Below are 15,845 nucleotides of genomic sequence, written 5' to 3' on the forward strand. Positions count from 1 at the left end.
AAATCGGCTGAGACGGCGCCGGTGGAAATTCTTGTCGCCGCGAGAAATCAGTCTCGCGACATGAGCGGTGTGCCTTCCGACTGCCGGGAAGAAACGGAACTTCGCGCCCGCCTGCCCGTTGGCAGTGACTACTTAGAAGCCATTGGAGGAGTCAATGAAGAAGCTGATCGTGTGCGGCGGCCTCGCCGCCTTCGCCCTCGGCACCCAGGCCGCCAGCGCCGCCGAGTTCTACATCGTTCGTGATGCAACGACCAAAAAGTGCACCGTTGTCGACACCAAGCCGACGACGACCACGACGACGGTCGTGGGCGACGGCGTCTACAAGACCAAGACGGAAGCCGAGTCCGCCGTGAAGACCACCAAGGTCTGCACCGAACAGTAAACGGCCATCGCAGGGCCGAGCCGGCCTCGCGAAAACGTTCTGAAGGCCATTGGAGGAGAAAATGCTTGTACTGACTTTATGGGCCGTTCCCCCGTGCTCGTTGTTGACGGCGTCGGCTATTGGATAGTTCACATGCACTGAGCGAACAGTCCGCATGAAAGGCTCGCCCGCAAACCGGGCGATTTTTTTGGACCATTGGGCCCGGCAGAAAAAAGGGCCCAGCGGGGGCCCTTTTTCCGTGAGTTCTCGCCGCACTAATTGTAGTCCGAGTATTTGAACTGCGGGAGCGCCTTCAATTGCTCCTTGTTGCCGCTCATGACCGCGTGGTCCGGGACCCAATCGTTCGCGTTGCGGTTCGTCGTATTCGTCGAAGCCGCGCCGGTGGTGGTGTCGCGCGAGTTGGTCGACGTGCTGCTCGAGCTGGTCCGGACCGGCTCTTCGACGAACTTCAGCTTGTCCATCGAGACGGCGATGTCGTGCTCGCCCATGCCCAGAAAGCCGCCGATACCGATCACCACCGCGTTGATCTTGCCGCTCTTGTCGACGAGCAGCTCGTTGATGTCTCCGAGCTTCTCGTTGGCCTCGTTGTAGACGTTCAGGCCTATCAGCTTCGAAGCGCGCCAATTTCCCTTGAGCGCCATCTTCGCATCGGCCGGCTGGGCCGTGACCGCCGGCGCGGCGCGATCGGCGGGCTGGGTGGATTGCGCGAACGCGCCGCCGCCGATCACGGCAGTGCCAAGCAGAGCGACGGCAAGAAAGCTTTTCATCGATTATCTCCTCCAACGTGAGCCGCACCCGTTCAAGATGCCGGGCCCCAACGCCCGCGATTGCCACTTGTTCCTGATCGCTCCTTTCAGTCGAAACGGGGCGCAAAGGATTCTACCCATGCTTGATGGGGGTCAGGATCCGGTCCACTAACGATGTTCGGTGCTCACGAGCCGGACGACAATTCCTTTGCCTTGGGAGTGAAGGCAAAGCTGCCAAACCTCATTCGAACAGTCTTCCGCTTGCCTTGCGGAGTCGCCGGCCTGCTGGACCTCCGGCTGTGGAGGAGGCACTTCGTCCGCAAGGGCGGCCGTCGCGAGAAGAACAAAAGCCGCCGTGGAAAGAATGGTTTTCATGCGAGCCTCCTGATCGGCGACTCAACGAAGAGACTCTGAAGCCGTGCCGACTTCCGGGCGCGATATGGTTGACCCCGTCTCGAATCCTTCGCGTCCTCCGCGGCCGAGCAGCTCGCGATATCGGCGTTCGTACTCCTTCACCATCCGACTTGCGGCGAAGCGCTCCTCGAACCGGGCGCGGACCACTCTTCTGTCCAGCCGGCCCAGTTCGTTCACTGCCCTGATCGCCTGCTCCTCGTTATCCACGATAAAGCCGGTGACGCCGTCTTCCACCACTTCGGGCACCGAGCCGGCTCGGTAGGCAATCACAGGTGTCCCGCACGCCATCGCTTCGATCATGACGAGCCCGAACGGCTCCGGCCACGCGATCGGAAACAGCAACGCGGCGGCCCCGGCGAGGAACGGCTGCTTCCCGATTTCGTCCACTTCGCCGACAAGTTGGATCTCCCCGCCATCGATGTTCGGCTCGAGCTTCTTCTTGAAGTAGGCCGTCTCCGAGCGCGGTATCTTGGCCGCTATCCGCAGCGGCGTCCGCGCGGCGCGTGCGATGCGTATGGCGGCCTCCGGTCCCTTGTCCGCCGTCAGCCGCCCGAGGAAGGCCAGGTACGAACCACGTTCGCAGGACGGCCTAAACAGATCATTGGGCAGCCCATGCTGGATCGTCGCGATCCAGTTCGCATCCGGAAGTGGTCGACGCTGGTCGTCGGAAATCGCGACGAAGGCCGCGTTTGGGAAAGCCCCGATCACATCGGACAGCCCGGGAAGGTCGAGCCGGCCGTGCATTGTCGTCAGGAACGGCACGCCGGTCCGGCTTAGCACCGGAAGAGGCAACCAGTCGACGTGGGAGTGGATCACGTCGAAATCGCCCGCGCGATCGGCGATGGCTTCGATCAGCAGCGCGCATGCGGCGTTCGGATCCGTTCCCCTTCGCCCCAGGCGCAGCGCACGCGGCCAGACAGGATGGAGCTTTCCCTTTGTCTTCGAATCCCCGCTCGCGAACAGGGTGACGTCGTGTCCGAGCTCGACCAGTTCGTCGACAAGCCAGGCGATCACGCGCTCCGTGCCGCCATAGAGCTTCGGCGGAACGCTCTCGGCCAATGGAGCAAGCTGGGCGATCCGCATGCTAGGCCCCGACCACGGACTGCATGGCAATCACAACGACCGCGGAACTGAGGTATGAAATCGCTAGCAGCGTCCAACTGGGCTTTGTGCTTTCGCAGACCATCCGCGCGACGAACATCTTCACGCCCGTCAACCTTCGTCTTCGGGAGGCTGGTGCAAGTAGGCTATCCCGAAGCTGGCGAGATCTTCGGCATCGCTCTCTCGCTCTTCCCGTCTCCTGTGCAAATAGCGCTCGAGCAGGCAGCGGCGGCTGTCGTGAACGTCAACGTCAGGGTGCGCCGCCCGGTACACGATCCAGGCCGTCTCTGCCGCCCTTCTCACCGTGACTTCGTCGACCATCCTCACGCTCCAAGCGACCGCATCCAGTCGCTGCCAACTCAGCGCGATGGCAAAAGTTTCCAATTTTCTCCGAATCTTCGACCTTTGGTGGAGAAGCGCTCGAAAGGCCGATCAGAAAGCTTTCGCCCGCGCGTGATCGCGGATCCGATTCAGCGCAATGATCTGGCCATCACTGCCCCTAAGGACGGCTCCGCAAAAGCCGGTCGACGGCGCGAACAGTGTCATAGACGGTGGATTTCTTGTGACGAAGGCACGCAGCTAGCGCGTCGATTCTCCGCCGCAGGTGATCAACCAGCCGCTTCGCACCGACAGTCATGCAGCCCCCAAGGCACTTGGACACTTTCGAGTTGAGAATAGAGGCGCCGTCAATTGCGTCCCTCGTGTTCGGCGGAGTAAAACGCCGCGGAGACCTCGAGCGGTGCCAGAAGATATGGCGCCGTCAAAACTCCTGCGTAAAAAGTAGCGCGAGACGATCGGCTTAATCAGCTTGACGGTCGCTCGGGTCGCCGGACGGCATTGACCGTCGGCGGGTTGATCATCGCGACCATACGAACATTGTTTCCGGTGGCCATCCGTCAGCGAGCGGCTTCGAACGCCACCATGGCGCCCTTGCATTTGCCGCCCAAAAGGAAAGGACCGCTGGCTTGCCGCTCCAGGATAAGCGGAAGGCGAACCAAGGAGCTGGCGCGCGCCCGGGCGGTGACCACGATCCATGCCACCCGAGCGGCCGAGAAGCGCGCCGCAGGCGAGGCGCTAAGCTGACGTTGAAGCCGACGTGCCGACCAGCACCAGGCAGGCCGGCGCCACTGGCATGGTCCTGACTCGACGAAAACCAAAAGCATCGCATACCAGGCGAGGGTCGTGCCGATCAGGAGCCGCGCCGAGGCGGACGCTGTCGATTCGCGGCTGCCGCATGCGACTTATGGCGGGTTTCATCAGCCGGCCGGCAGCCGCGCCGGCGGCGGCGCCCGCATGTTGCCGGTTTTTCCCGCCTCCAGGAACGAACCGGTTTCTGCAACGTTCACCGTCCGAGGCAAACACGGAGTGGCTGAGATGGGCGCTGGCGACCAGGTCGCATCCATGTCGGTGGTGGCATTTTTCTCGCTTGCACTGATCGTGATATCGAACCAGTTCGTCCAATCGAGGGCGACAAAGAATCTGGCGATGCCTGCCGCGGCAACAGTTGCCGCTCCGTCTAGCGCAGGCAATAGCCCTCATCCCGTTTCAGAGCCGGCAGCCATCGTGTGGTTTGAGAAAGCAGCCGGTTGACTTGTTTGATCAACATTCCCTACCGCGCCAAACGCACGGTCGGCGCACTTTCCCGTTCGCCGCGACCCGGCACAATGATTGGCTCCGGCGCAGCGGGGAACCGCGCCGGAGCCTTTGGGGAAGTTGATTGCGTACGTTTAAGCAGGTTATCAACCGCCACCGAGGCAAATCGTTCCCAGCCATTTGCATATTTTTCCCGACATAAGGGACGGCAGCAAAACCGGGATGTTGGCGCAGCGGCAAAGGTTCCGACCTGAGGAGGTATGAGATGAGACCGCTAGGCGAGACGGCCGCGGGCGCCATCCTTGGCGCTGGCTTCCTGACCGCGTCCGCGATCAGCGCATCGGCGGCGATCGCGTGCGCTGGGCGGATGTGCTGGCACACCCATGAGACCTATGCTTATCCGCGTGAATCCCGCGTCGTGGTTCCGAGGACAATTGGCGCTGGGGGCCGCGAGGGATTCACCTTCCGCGAGCACGAAGGGCGCGGCTATTGGCGCGGCCGCAACTGGGTGACCTGGTGAGCGTACCGACGACGTGATGAGGCCGCCCGCGGGCGGCTGTTTCAGCGCATGCGATCGGCGAGGAACGTTTGCCATTTTCTCCCGTTGATCGGCGCCGGTGCCGATATGCGGTCCGGGATTGCGGTGAAGGTTGTTGATGCCTCTGGTCCGGTACTTTCTGTTCACAGGCGCGACGCTGCTCGGCCTGCTGCTTCTCACCGACTGGTATTTTTCAGCCCCGGCGCCAGTCACCGTCGCTCGCAACGACATCGATCGCACGATCATCCGCATTCGCTCGCAGCACAAATGGCCGGAGGCGATACGCATGGACACCAGCACCCCGCTCCCTGCCGCCGCGCCTGCCCCCACAGCTTCGGCGGCTGTCGCGGCGCCGGTCCCCGCTGCGCCGCCCGCGACGGTTGCGCAGGTTGATGCGTCGCGGGCAGCTCCGCCGGCGCGCCCCGAGCGCAGCGCGCGACACGCAAAGCCCACCCGGCAGGCGCAGCGCGAGAGACGCCAGCGACTTGCACAGCGCGGTCAGCGCTTCGCGAGCTATCGCGAGCCGGAATGGCAGGGCTGGTCGTTCCCGAACTGGTGAGCCGTGAAGCTCTTGCTTGAAGATTGCCGCTACCGGTGCGTTCGTCGCTTCGATTTGGCCTGATGAATGCCGCCTGGTGTACGGCAATGAAGAATTGTCCGCGTCACTGCACGCGACCAGTTCAATTTATGCAAGGATCAGCCAAGTTCCATTTCGACGGCGATCCGTACCAGGTCTGAGTGGTTCTTCGCGCCGAGCTTCTGCTTGAGCAGCGACGTGGCATTGGCGACAGTCTTGTAGGAGATGCCTAGCGCTGATGCGACTTCGACGATCTTGTCGCCGCGGCCGAGCAACCGCAAGATCTCCAGCTCCCGCGCCGACATCTGCGAGGCGGGGCTGGCCTTGATCGCGGCGCCGGCGAACGCGATCGCCTCCGCGAGATGCGGCGAAATGAACCGCTCGCCTGCCGCGACCTTGCGCACCGCCTTGACGAACAGGCGCGGATCGTCGCTCTTGGAGACATAGCCTTGCGCCCCCATCTCCACCGCTCGCACCACGAAAGCGGGATCGTCGTTCATGCTGAACATGATGATCCGGGCGACCGGGTCGTCTTTCCGGATCCTGCGCAGCAGCTCGAATCCGGAGACATCGGGAAGCTTGATGTCGATCACGGTCACGTCCGGCCGCTTCTGGGTAAAGGCGCGCAAGCCGGCCTTGGCATCGGCGGCCTCCTCGATTTTCACCGCCTTGTCGGAAGCAAACAGGGACCGGCAGCCCGACACCACCACCGGGTGGTCGTCGACGATCAATACTCTCATGGACGATTTGGAGGTATCGTGCATCATTCTCTCCCCTGCCTTTGATAGAACTTCGCGCGGAAATTGAAAGAGAAGAATCGCTGAACGGAGCCCGACGTGACAAGACTCTGGAACAGATTCTGGAACCACCTCTCACTTCGTGCCCGGCTGTTGCTGCCGATGGCCGCGATGGTGGTCGGCGCCTTGCTGCTCGGCGGCCTCGCCCTGCAGATCGTCTCCCCCGAGCAGTTCGAGAATGAGAACGCCCAGGCCGCGCGCTCCGCCGAGCTGGTGGCCAATGCGCTGAATGCCGCGCTCGCAGTCGCCGGCAATCCTCCGCAAACCCTCGACGCATTCGCGGACAAGCTCGGGAGGTCCGAGACTATCGCATTCGTGCCGCCTGGAACGCGGCCGCAGCGCAGCGCGGCGGACCGCCACCGCGGCAACATTCCCGCGTGGTTCACTGCCCTGCTCGAGGTTCCGGAGCTCGGCTCCACGCATCCGATCAGGATCGGAGCGTCGCATGTCGGGGACATCGTCTTCAGTCCCGATCTGTCGCCGGACATCGAGGAGAAATGGGCGGGCTTCGTTGCGATCGTCTCGTCGAGCTCGGCGCTGATGCTGCTCGCCGCGCTGAGCGCCTATTTCACGACCGGCGCGGCGCTTCGGCCGCTGGCTCAACTCGGCGCCGGATTGACCCGGATGCGAAACGGCGATTACGTCGCCGCCATTCCGCTGGCCGGCCCTCCGGAGATCCGCGAGAGCTGTGCGGAAGCCAATCAGCTTGCAGTGACGCTGAGGCGGCTTAGCCAAGACAATCGGAACCTGCTGCGCAAGATCGTCGCCGTGCAGGACGAGGAGCGCCGCGAGCTCGCCCGGGAGCTACATGACGAGATGGGCCCGCTTCTGTTCGCGATCCGCGCCAACGCTACCGCGCTGTCGGATCCCGAGACGGAGGGCCCGCCCGAGCCGGGTTCGCCGGCGCATGGCATCCTCAGCGCAGCCGAAGCCTTGCAACAGGCGAATAGGCGCGTCCTCGAGGGACTGAGCCCGCTTTATGTTGCGGATCTTGGATTAGCCGCAAGCGTACAGACGTTGCTGCGAAACGCCCGATCCCAGGCGCCCGGCCTCCGCGTGACATCCCGGCTCGACGATCGTCTGGATGAGCTCGATGCCCTGCTCTCGCAAACCGCGTACCGCGTTATCCAGGAGGGAGTGACCAATGCGCTCCGGCACGCTCACGCGACCACGATGGGCGTCGCCGCGATCGTCGACGGCGATCAAATTCAGCTCGAGATTTCGGACGACGGCATTGGCCTGCCGCCGGACCTGACCTTTGGGAGAGGCCTGACCGGCATGCACGAACGGGTGCGCGCCCTCGACGGAACGCTGCAGCTGGTGCGCGAGCAAGGCCAGACCATCGTGCGTTGCCGGATTCCACTCCAGAACCATGTTGCGCGATGAGGACGCGTCATCACCGCGAGGACCGGGCGCACCGCATATGCGAAATCTTGCCAAGGGCATCGAATACAAACACAATCCGAACCCGTTTGCCTTCATAGCTTAGATAATCCACCAGCCCGTCGCCTTGCGGCGTGATCTCCTCAGCCCGAAGGCGCCGCCGAGGCCACCGGGACGATAAGCAAACCAAACGAACACGGCGACAAATTGAGGCCGGCTTCAGTTGGCGACCTCTTCGCAAAAACGGCCCCAGCGCAGTCCGAGCGCGTCGAGGCCGAGTTAGACCTTCGCATCCAGCGCGGCGCTAGCTGATCAGCAAGTTGGCGACCAATCCGACAAGGAAAGACCTGTTTGCCAAGCTGGCGGCACACCACCGGAGCTAGCTGATGAGGTCGAGCGGACCATGAAGGCCTCGGCCTAGGAAGTCCGCTAACCAGCGACGCGGGAGATTAAGGCCACCTCCGCAAGTGGCCTTGCATGGCTCCATTCCTACACCGGGACAATTTCCCGTAGCATTCCGGTACAAGGACCGCACATCGATTTGCTATCCTCTGCATATGCCAAGCACCTTCACCCACAGGGGCGTCACCTTCGACGTAAAACGCCTATATGATGATCAGTTCGAGATCATCATTGAGATCGGCGGAGAAACCACCCGCCATACCGTGCGCACACGATTGGCAGAACTGGCAAAGCGCCGGGCCGAGATGCTGATCGATCGTAAGCTGAAAACAAAAATTAGGCCTATGTAGGCCGCCCCAGTTGGCGGCCTCTAACAGAAAACGGCCCCAGCACCTTTGGGGGCCTAGAGACTGGTGCCGGGGCCAGTCGTCCTTTGATGAATCGGGACGTGACCCGAGGCTTTAAAACTAACACTGGTGTCAGAAATTGCTACTCCTTCCCGATGCGATTGGGTGTCTTAGTTTGTCGTTTGTCGCGGCAGTGCCCTATCTAGACGGCGTGATAAGAAAGGGCCCCAGCAGTGAAGCTGGGGCCAGTGTGCAGCTGGGCGTCTCAGTGCCTGTAGCGGTGCGGCACCGAACAGGGCGACAAATGCCAATGCTTGCGCTTCGTTCCTACTCATAAAAGAAACCCCAGCATCCGGATCATGCTGGGGCCAAGCTGGGTCGCCGAGCCGCTGTCCGCCAGGAAGCAACGGTCGTCGTTCTAGGGCTGAAAAAATACGAAATAAAAATTACCTGCCCTGTTGGTCGGATCATCCCAACGACGCTCCGGTCCGGAAATAAACCATGTGAATCCTGGCGAGACAATTTCCGCTTTTTCCCGAGACTTGACGCCACCTTCGATGGGGGTTTGAATTCACTTCTCGGCTCTCTCCAAGCCGAGAACCCTACCGCACAAGGCGAGGCCCCGGACGCGCCACGCCGGGGCCTCTGCTGCGGATTGGCAACAAGGGGCGAGCCCGCTCCCTTGTTGCGTGGAGTTGCGTCATGCGTCGGTCCCAGCTAGGCACCCTCGATCGTTTCATCGACGGATCAGACCATCTACCTGGTCGCCGACGATTTCGGGGCGATCGGCCGCGCGCGGCGCGAGGCCGACATCGTGGCGACCGACCTCGATTCGGCTGATCGGCTTCAACACCGCCGAGCGCTGGTCGGAAGACGTATCCGAAGACGTCGCCCGCGAAATCCAGCGCCGTTGCGATCTGCACAGACCAACGTGCCGACGGCCCTGCGGGGCTTTGTCGTTCGACATCTCGACGATCGGCTGCAACTGCCCCTGCGGCTTGTTTGACGCCTCAGAAATCGCGCAGAGCTGGCTGTTAGAGAACCGAAATAAAAAGTCAGGCTAAGCAGACATCTATTCGTAGGCGGCGCCTCTAGAAACGCTCTAATCTCACCTCTTTAGGCATGTAGGTGAGGAATATGTCCTTTGACCCGATGGCCGCGGCGGTTGATTGGCTTGATGCTTACCGCGCTGGCGACATTGAAGATATCGTTGGCATGTTTGCCGATGATGCGGTGATCCATTGCGATTGTGGAGGCCAGAAGACGCTGACTGGCCGGGAAGCGCTCCGGGCTTATTGGGTCGACAGGCTCAAGCGTTATCCCGCCTTCGGGTTGAACGACATGCAGCCAAACCGCGATTACGTCGCGGTCTCTTACATCACGACCAGTGGCTTAGTTAGCGCGCTTCTGATCTTCAATGCAGCTGGACAGATCAAATCGGTTAGCTGTGGTCCCGGCGCCGCCCGAGATTAGGCTCGAGCATCACAACGGCTTTCCGCTCACTTTTTGCGTGGCCTTAAGATCGCTTTTGATCTCGGCACCGAGGCCATTTGTCAGCGCGGATCGAATCTGTCGGGCGTGCGTGATGGCGCCTCAGCGGCAACCACGCGTTTGGACTGCAGTGCATGGCACTATAGTTGTCGTGACAACTCCGTTCCCGCGCCTGGGCCTATGCCCTTATTCCTGTCGTGCGTTCCGCGGCCGAGCAGGCTTGTCAGAGTTTCAGACAGTTAACGGGTGTTATGGAAACCCAGCTTCCGCGGGGTCATTGTCAGTTCATCACCGCACGGCCCTCGGTAACTATCGGTGACGAGAACGCCGCCACCGCGCTCCCGCCCCACACAAACAGGAGCAGCTTTATGACTAGCAAGCGGCGTCGTTTCAAACAAACCCGATCACTGGGAGAACGTCTGACTGACGAGGCCATGCGCCTGCGCTCGAAGGCCAAGGCGGTGCCTCCATTAGCCAAGAAAGAGGCCCTGCTGAGGGGGGCCGGCAAGACGAAGCGGTGGCTCATCTGACCGAGTGGCTGATGTCCCCAAACTCTGCAGGCGCCAATATAGGCCGCCCATGATCAACCAGCCTCACTTCGACCCCTATTCGAAGGCAGCGCGCATCTGTCTTGGCGTTGCGATATTTAGCGCGACAATGCTTGCTGCGCTGCTGACGAGCATTTTCGCCTAATCAGGCCGCCTCAGTTGGCCGGATAACGGCCCCAGCGCTTCCTGGGCCCGGAGGCTAGTGCCGAGGCAGTTGCCGCTCAACCGTTCCCGCCCCGCGCTGATTCGTAGATCCGCAAGAAGCAGCCCTATACCAAGCGCATTGCACACAAGGCGATCTGGGTTGAACCGAAAGTACTGGCCGAGATCGAGTACCGCTCCAAATCCGCCGAGGGCAAGGTACGGCATCCGTTCTTTCGCGGCGTGCGGGAGGACCTATGACCCTACCTACCGCGCTGCAACTGCTGCGATGACACGCGCTGGGATCATTTTGAACGAGCGCAGGCATATTCGAAAGCGAGCGCTGCCCTTGGATCAGCGAAATCCGAACTGAGCCTTGTCGAACAACGGAAGCGGCCTGTCGCCGAGCCACCCTTGTCGACAATTAAGCGAGGCCTCTGTCTCCGGAATTGCCATCTGTTCCAAAAAAATGGCTTCAGCCGAAGGCGCTGAAGCCAAGTCTCCGCTTTTTTGGTCGTCGCCGGCGACCGTAGCGTTCGACGCCGGCAGAGTAAAACCGCCGTTTCATCCTGCCGTTCCTATTGCAACTTATTCCCACCATGGCCTGCCGAAAAATCCTGCAGCGCAAGGTCGAATTCAAGGAACGGCTAGCTCTTGGAAATGGTTAAGCTCACACGGCTGTAACTGCACGGGTGCGATGGACTAAGATGCACAAAGACTCGATCATGGACGAGTTGCGGCAGATTGAACTTGATGTTGTGGAGGGAGAAAAACGACTCGCGGAGCAGGAGGCGTTGCTGATCGAGTTAAAGAGGTCAAACGAAAGCACCATCAAGGCTCAAGCTCAGTTCGAGATGATGCGAAAAGATCAACTTGACCGCGAGCAACGTCGACAACGTCTGCTTTCTGTTTTGCATCCGTGATCTAGGCAATTTGCTGCATCTCGCGGAACGGCTACAACCTAAAGGAAATCAGCAGCTCCGCCAACGATCCAGAGCGGCGAAAATCCGAGTAACATGAAAATCCGAGTAACATTGACGTCCAGAACCGCAGTTCGCGTTTGAGCCGGCCGCGAAGGACGACACAGGCATTTCGGAGCCGTTCAACCTGGGTTCGGCTAATCAAGCATGGCGCTGAGCCGCAATACTGAGAAATCCGACGATCAGTGTTCAGTCTCGGCGCTCTTCTGTCATAGCTTGCCTTCACGAAAGCGAACTGCCCAATGCCCCGGGAGAGCACTGAGACCGATGCCCCCCCGTCCCACCTCCCGAGAGCAACCTCCCTTGCAACTCCACAAATTGCCACTTGTTCCTGAAAGTAAAACGGTCTCAGCGCGGTAGGAATCGCTGAGGCCGGGCTTTGCTTACATACTGCGGCGTCAGACGTTGTGGGGCGGGATCAGCGCCTGGCTTCAGAGTAACCCAACTTCGTCAGGCCCGCTCCTATGAAAAGGACGGCCAGAAGGCTTTGGGCGCAATCGGCCTGTGCTGGGAGCGCGTCCTGTTAGGCAGCACAAAAAAGATGGCCCCAGCATCCGGATCATGCTGGGGCCAGGCCAGATCGAGGACCGCTGTCCGCCGAGAAGCAGCGAGCCTGTTTCCAAGGCTGAAACAATACGAAATGAAAGTTATCTACCCTATTGTTCGGATGCCGCTACTTTTCTGGCTCCACTAGCTAAACGCATATGCGGTCAGGCTAGCGACGAGAACCAAGACACTCAGCGCAGTAACAGACGCAAATGTCCGCTCCACTCCATTCATGCGTTCCATGGTTTTAAGCTCGCTCGTAGGAAGCCTATCGTCGCAGTGTGCAGCAGCGGAGTCATTAACCTTCGTGAATCGCACGCCGTAATTTGGCTTTGGCGATTGGCTTTCTTGAGAGATGATCCCCTTCCAATTGCTTGACCATCGCTATTGGCCATCGACCTTCATGTCCCGCAATTGCAATGCGGAGCCCATGGACGTCGTCTACAAATACGTGCTCAATTGTGCCGGCTTTCCCATCGGACAAGACGACCCCCTTGCCCACCAACTCTTTTTCGGAAGCATGAAGTTCGGAGAGGATGTTTAAAGCGCGTTTGCTGCAGTCAAAAAACTCGTTCATGGGTACGCAACTATCCTAAATGTAATCTGAAGCTGCGATCGATTTACGCTGGGGTCGAGCGGTAGCCCACGCCATATGAGCGCCACGCTCGAAGACGAGTTTTCTATCATGCGGGCACCGCGTCATTAGCACATGTGAAACGCGCTTATGGGGCCTGCTGCTTTCTGGCGGGGCGTCTTCGTTCCCCAATTTTCATCACGAATGGAATGAGGAACCTAGAACGCCCATCGCCGATGCATTGATCTTGCAAAGTGGCGGGTACGCCTGGCGCCTATAGGGAATAGCTCGCGCTCGAAGACCAATTGATGGGGGCGATGCAAGGACATCGCCATGAGCACCGATCATCTCGCAGCAATTGCGATTGTACCGCTGGTGCGGATTGGCCGCCACCATTCCGTCAGCTACGACCGCCACCGGCGGCGCGAATAGCGGCATACGTGAATGCTTTCGTGCCTCAGTCCGGCGGCTAAACACCCTCCGAGGTACCCACCGCCCTGCCGCGCCGCAGCATATCCGCAGCGTTCATCGAGCTCGTATCACTTTCGCCCGGCCGTCCTAGTTGACGGCCGGGCTTTTGCGTTAAACCGAGCTGCTAGGTCGCGGGTTCCGATTTCCAGATAAATTGCGACAAAGGCTCAGGCTCGCCGCCGCGACCTGCCTGTTAATTTTGCATTCGGTGCAAAAGAGAACCGCCAATCCGGGTACGGTCGGGCTTGGCGGCTCCGTCCTCTTAGTGGACCGCGAGATCACACCGCGAGGCCGAGCTGGCTTAGATCGGTGGCGACGATAGTCGAGACCGGACGGCTACGGGTTTCCGCGACAATTGCTCAGCGCTGGGGCATGACAGGGCGCGCCTTGTCGTAGTAGTAGACACTAGCGGAGCGCATTTGGCTCCCCGGATCAGGTAACCCAATCGTTCTATCGGTTGCTATTTTCCCCGGTACTATGCGGCGGCTGCGGCCCGCTCGGACCAGCCGTGTGGCTTGCACAAAACCTAGAGCACACTCGGCTAAATAAGAAAGTGAGATAGACGCCTCTAGTTCGACGACGAGTTGCCGGCTACGCTCCTCATTTCGAATGACCGTCCGTTTGACGATCCCGATGGCGAGGAACTGCTGAACGACGAGATGGCCTGGCAGAAGGCCGTGACGACGGTTCGCGATATCGGGTCCAATCTGGACCTCGACAAATCCAATCGTTGGTCGATCGCGGTCAAGGGAGGAACAAAACGCAATCTTTCAGATCGACGTCACCGCCAAGCGCATCGTCTCCCCTTCGAGCTAGCCAGTCGGCTGCAAGTGAAGATAGGCCGGATCGAATCCGGCCAATTCCTCCAATTTGTCGTGGTCCAGAATGCGGTAGTGTGGCCGCTCGACTTGCATGATACCTTCTTGCCGCAGTTCCTGCAGCGTGCGGTTGACGTGGACCGTCGAAAGTCCGAGACAATCTCCAAGATCGGATTGCGTAATAGGGAAGTCGAAATCACCGTCGCTCGTTCGACCGACAGCCCTCAATCGACGATGAATTTCGGCGAAAAGGTGGGCCATACGCTCGTCCGCGGACCTGCGGCCGACATTGACGATCCATTCCCTAAAAATCGCCGCGTCAATGAGCGTTTCGCGCCAAAGCGCACCTGTCACATTCGGGCGCTGCTTACACAAGGCCTTGATCGCTTCATGAGGGATGAAGCCAAGCGTGCAGGATGTCAGCGTCGTGAAATCGTGGTCCATGACGTTGAGGTAGAGGCTCTGCAGATCCGGTATTTCGCCGGGAATGTGCAACGAGAGGACTTGCCGCTTGCCGTCCTGCGTGATTTTTGCACGGTACGCAAATCCTTCGGCGAGAAGGCAACATTCCTTTGGCCGGCTGCCATCGGCGACAATAATGTGCTGGGCCGGGACTTGGCGTTCCTGGATCGGCAGCTGCTCAAGTGCCTGAATGTCATCGCTGTCGAGCCGGTTGGAGGCAGTTAACTTTGTGATCAGGCTAGTCGCGGTGCTTGAATCCATCGGCGTTCTCCCCGCATTGGAGGAAATGAGCGTAGCGCCGGCGGTGAAATGCCTGCTTCGCCAGCGAATGATCGGGAGCACGACACTCTCAGCCACCGGCGCCCAATTGATAGTTGCCGATGATGCTTAGATAACAATTGGGGGGACCGCGATGTTCCTCGATAACCTGGCTGAAGCCCGGCAGTCTCAAGGTACGGCCCGATGGAGAAGCCATACTCCAGATTGATCGACCAGCGGCTCGAGCAACTCCAAGCGCACCGCACCAACATCCGCCATTATCGGTGGCTTCTGAAAACGCAGCTTTCCGACTTGGAGCGTCAGTTCATCGAAAGGCGCATCGGCGAGGAACTGGAGGCCACGCAAGGCGTGGCCTCTGACGCTCCGCCTCTGGGCATATGCCGGCTGTGTCATCCAGCCGCCGGGAGATCGGGAGAAAAACATCCATGATCGAACTTTAAAAGCTACTCATTCGCGTTAGCGAGAAGATCGTCGGTGACTACCAGTATCTCATCGATACCGCGACCTCGGAACGGGAGCGCGAGCGCTTTCGCCAGCGCATCGATGAAGAGCAGCAGCTGCTGGATACCCTTCGGCAGCCAGCGCAGATCTCTCGTGCGACGTGACATGGGGATGCACTACCGTAGGATCAAACCAGCTGATGAGTGAGTTGGAGAGCTTGCCCTTGGGCGAGGCTATCCGACTTCGCTGGGTCTTGCGGGACATCAGAGCTAGGCGCTTCATCGTCAGTCCGCTGGATCGGCTGACGTTCAGAATCTCACCAGATGGGCTACGTCGAAACCATGACATGCTTCCCGTTCTGACGGCGGCGGGCATGGGTGAGATTTGAAATCCGAAAGATGACCTCAGCGATCAGGGCACCGCCGCGATAAAAAGCTAAACAGGCGAGGATAGCCGGCGATCGCGAACCAGGGTTCACCCAGCCGTTGCTGAAAGCCGAGGGCTGCCGCGGTCCATTGCGTCGCTCCTCAGGTCGACGCGACGACGATGCCGAACACGATCGTGATCTGACCGATGTAGATCTTTGCTGGAAACATTCGCCGCCCCATCCGCCCACGCGACGTGAGCGGCACGATGAGAACGGCGAAATTCGGCGAGCCTTCAATCGAAATAAAAAGTCGCGCCATCAGCGAGCGCGATTTCGATCAAGCCCGATCAAGTGCCGAAGTTGCGGATCAAGATCAGCACAGCATCATCGAATGCTTCAACAGCGCGTGAACACCTGGCGCAGATTGCATCTCGTTGCCATGTCACG

At 60.1% G+C, this 15,845-nt stretch carries 19 protein-coding genes and 2 pseudogenes; 11 read left to right on the top strand and 10 right to left on the bottom strand.

The window, feature by feature from the left end:
* Positions 1-154: 154 nt before the first annotated feature.
* Positions 155-382, top strand: coding sequence for a hypothetical protein (locus J2R76_RS11515; protein WP_057017197.1), 228 nt, complete (start codon positions 155-157; stop codon positions 380-382).
* 254 nt (positions 383-636) lie between these two features.
* On the opposite strand, the gene J2R76_RS11520 is transcribed toward J2R76_RS11515, so the two are convergent.
* From J2R76_RS11520 to J2R76_RS11535, 4 genes are all read right to left on the bottom strand, one after another.
* Entirely contained in the window at positions 637-1,149 is a 513-nt protein-coding gene (locus J2R76_RS11520; protein ID WP_057017196.1) for a PRC-barrel domain-containing protein, read from the bottom strand.
* Between the two features lie 147 nt (positions 1,150-1,296).
* On the bottom strand, positions 1,297-1,503 hold the full coding sequence (locus tag J2R76_RS11525; RefSeq protein ID WP_141343184.1) for a hypothetical protein: 207 nt from the start codon (positions 1,501-1,503) through the stop codon (positions 1,297-1,299).
* Between the two features lie 21 nt (positions 1,504-1,524).
* Positions 1,525-2,625, bottom strand: a complete 1,101-nt coding sequence (locus J2R76_RS11530; RefSeq protein ID WP_253623966.1) for a glycosyltransferase family 4 protein — start codon at positions 2,623-2,625, stop codon at positions 1,525-1,527.
* Positions 2,626-2,754: 129 nt separating this feature from the next.
* Entirely contained in the window at positions 2,755-2,964 is a 210-nt protein-coding gene (locus J2R76_RS11535; protein ID WP_092088827.1) for a hypothetical protein, read from the bottom strand.
* A gap of 861 nt (positions 2,965-3,825) precedes the next feature.
* Here J2R76_RS11535 and J2R76_RS11540 point away from each other — a divergent pair.
* From J2R76_RS11540 to J2R76_RS11550, 3 genes are all read left to right on the top strand, one after another.
* Positions 3,826-4,233, top strand: a complete 408-nt coding sequence (locus J2R76_RS11540) for a hypothetical protein (protein WP_159109474.1) — start codon at positions 3,826-3,828, stop codon at positions 4,231-4,233.
* A 268-nt stretch (positions 4,234-4,501) separates the two neighbouring features.
* Entirely contained in the window at positions 4,502-4,756 is a 255-nt protein-coding gene (locus J2R76_RS11545; RefSeq protein WP_253623967.1) for a hypothetical protein, read from the top strand.
* Between the two features lie 136 nt (positions 4,757-4,892).
* Positions 4,893-5,333 carry a hypothetical protein gene (locus tag J2R76_RS11550; RefSeq protein WP_253587184.1) on the top strand — a complete coding sequence of 147 codons (441 nt, stop codon included), beginning with the start codon at positions 4,893-4,895 and terminating at the stop codon, positions 5,331-5,333.
* A gap of 137 nt (positions 5,334-5,470) precedes the next feature.
* Here the strand turns inward: J2R76_RS11550 and J2R76_RS11555 are convergent, their stop codons facing one another.
* Entirely contained in the window at positions 5,471-6,115 is a 645-nt protein-coding gene (locus J2R76_RS11555) for a response regulator transcription factor (RefSeq protein WP_253587185.1), read from the bottom strand.
* Positions 6,116-6,187: 72 nt separating this feature from the next.
* Between J2R76_RS11555 and J2R76_RS11560 the strand changes: the two genes are divergently transcribed.
* Both J2R76_RS11560 and J2R76_RS11565 read left to right on the top strand, forming a co-directional pair.
* Entirely contained in the window at positions 6,188-7,534 is a 1,347-nt protein-coding gene (locus J2R76_RS11560; protein ID WP_309143531.1) for an ATP-binding protein, read from the top strand.
* Positions 7,535-7,998: 464 nt separating this feature from the next.
* Positions 7,999-8,283: a hypothetical protein gene (locus J2R76_RS11565; RefSeq protein ID WP_253587186.1), complete on the top strand. Its 285-nt coding sequence runs from the start codon at positions 7,999-8,001 to the stop codon at positions 8,281-8,283.
* A gap of 733 nt (positions 8,284-9,016) precedes the next feature.
* Here J2R76_RS11565 and J2R76_RS11570 read toward each other — a convergent pair.
* Positions 9,017-9,265 (bottom strand): hypothetical protein, encoded by a 249-nt coding sequence (locus J2R76_RS11570; protein WP_057017190.1) that lies wholly within the window; start codon positions 9,263-9,265, stop codon positions 9,017-9,019.
* A gap of 152 nt (positions 9,266-9,417) precedes the next feature.
* Here J2R76_RS11570 and J2R76_RS11575 point away from each other — a divergent pair, with 152 nt between their 5' ends.
* The 4 genes and pseudogenes from J2R76_RS11575 to J2R76_RS11590 all read left to right on the top strand — a co-directional run bounded on the left by J2R76_RS11575 (position 9,418) and on the right by J2R76_RS11590 (position 11,383).
* Positions 9,418-9,753 (top strand): nuclear transport factor 2 family protein, encoded by a 336-nt coding sequence (locus tag J2R76_RS11575; RefSeq protein WP_057017189.1) that lies wholly within the window; start codon positions 9,418-9,420, stop codon positions 9,751-9,753.
* A 386-nt stretch (positions 9,754-10,139) separates the two neighbouring features.
* Positions 10,140-10,301, top strand: a complete 162-nt coding sequence (locus J2R76_RS11580) for a hypothetical protein (RefSeq protein ID WP_309143532.1) — start codon at positions 10,140-10,142, stop codon at positions 10,299-10,301.
* Between the two features lie 270 nt (positions 10,302-10,571).
* A pseudogene (locus J2R76_RS11585) lies at positions 10,572-10,721 on the top strand (DNA ligase); the annotation flags it as partial.
* A gap of 464 nt (positions 10,722-11,185) precedes the next feature.
* A complete protein-coding gene (locus J2R76_RS11590) occupies positions 11,186-11,383 on the top strand; it encodes a hypothetical protein (RefSeq protein ID WP_233475604.1) in 198 nt (65 codons plus the stop codon).
* Between the two features lie 901 nt (positions 11,384-12,284).
* On the opposite strand, the gene J2R76_RS11595 is transcribed toward J2R76_RS11590, so the two are convergent.
* Together J2R76_RS11595 and J2R76_RS11600 are read right to left on the bottom strand one after the other, a co-directional pair.
* A complete protein-coding gene (locus tag J2R76_RS11595; RefSeq protein ID WP_253587188.1) occupies positions 12,285-12,563 on the bottom strand; it encodes a PRC-barrel domain containing protein in 279 nt (92 codons plus the stop codon).
* 1,280 nt (positions 12,564-13,843) lie between these two features.
* Positions 13,844-14,572 (bottom strand): Crp/Fnr family transcriptional regulator, encoded by a 729-nt coding sequence (locus tag J2R76_RS11600; RefSeq protein WP_253587189.1) that lies wholly within the window; start codon positions 14,570-14,572, stop codon positions 13,844-13,846.
* A gap of 201 nt (positions 14,573-14,773) precedes the next feature.
* On the opposite strand from J2R76_RS11600, the gene J2R76_RS11605 reads away from it, so the two are divergent.
* Positions 14,774-15,019, top strand: coding sequence for a hypothetical protein (locus tag J2R76_RS11605; RefSeq protein WP_253587190.1), 246 nt, complete (start codon positions 14,774-14,776; stop codon positions 15,017-15,019).
* 14 nt (positions 15,020-15,033) lie between these two features.
* On the opposite strand, the gene J2R76_RS11610 is transcribed toward J2R76_RS11605, so the two are convergent.
* Complete coding sequence (locus J2R76_RS11610) at positions 15,034-15,198, bottom strand: hypothetical protein (RefSeq protein ID WP_246786821.1); 165 nt, start codon at positions 15,196-15,198, stop codon at positions 15,034-15,036.
* A 279-nt stretch (positions 15,199-15,477) separates the two neighbouring features.
* A pseudogene (locus J2R76_RS40950) lies at positions 15,478-15,627 on the bottom strand (conjugal transfer protein TraG); the annotation flags it as partial.
* Positions 15,628-15,845 lie beyond the last annotated feature (218 nt).

This window comes from Bradyrhizobium sp. USDA 4532 (assembly GCF_024171315.1).
Classification (GTDB): Bacteria; Pseudomonadota; Alphaproteobacteria; order Rhizobiales; family Xanthobacteraceae; genus Bradyrhizobium; species Bradyrhizobium australafricanum.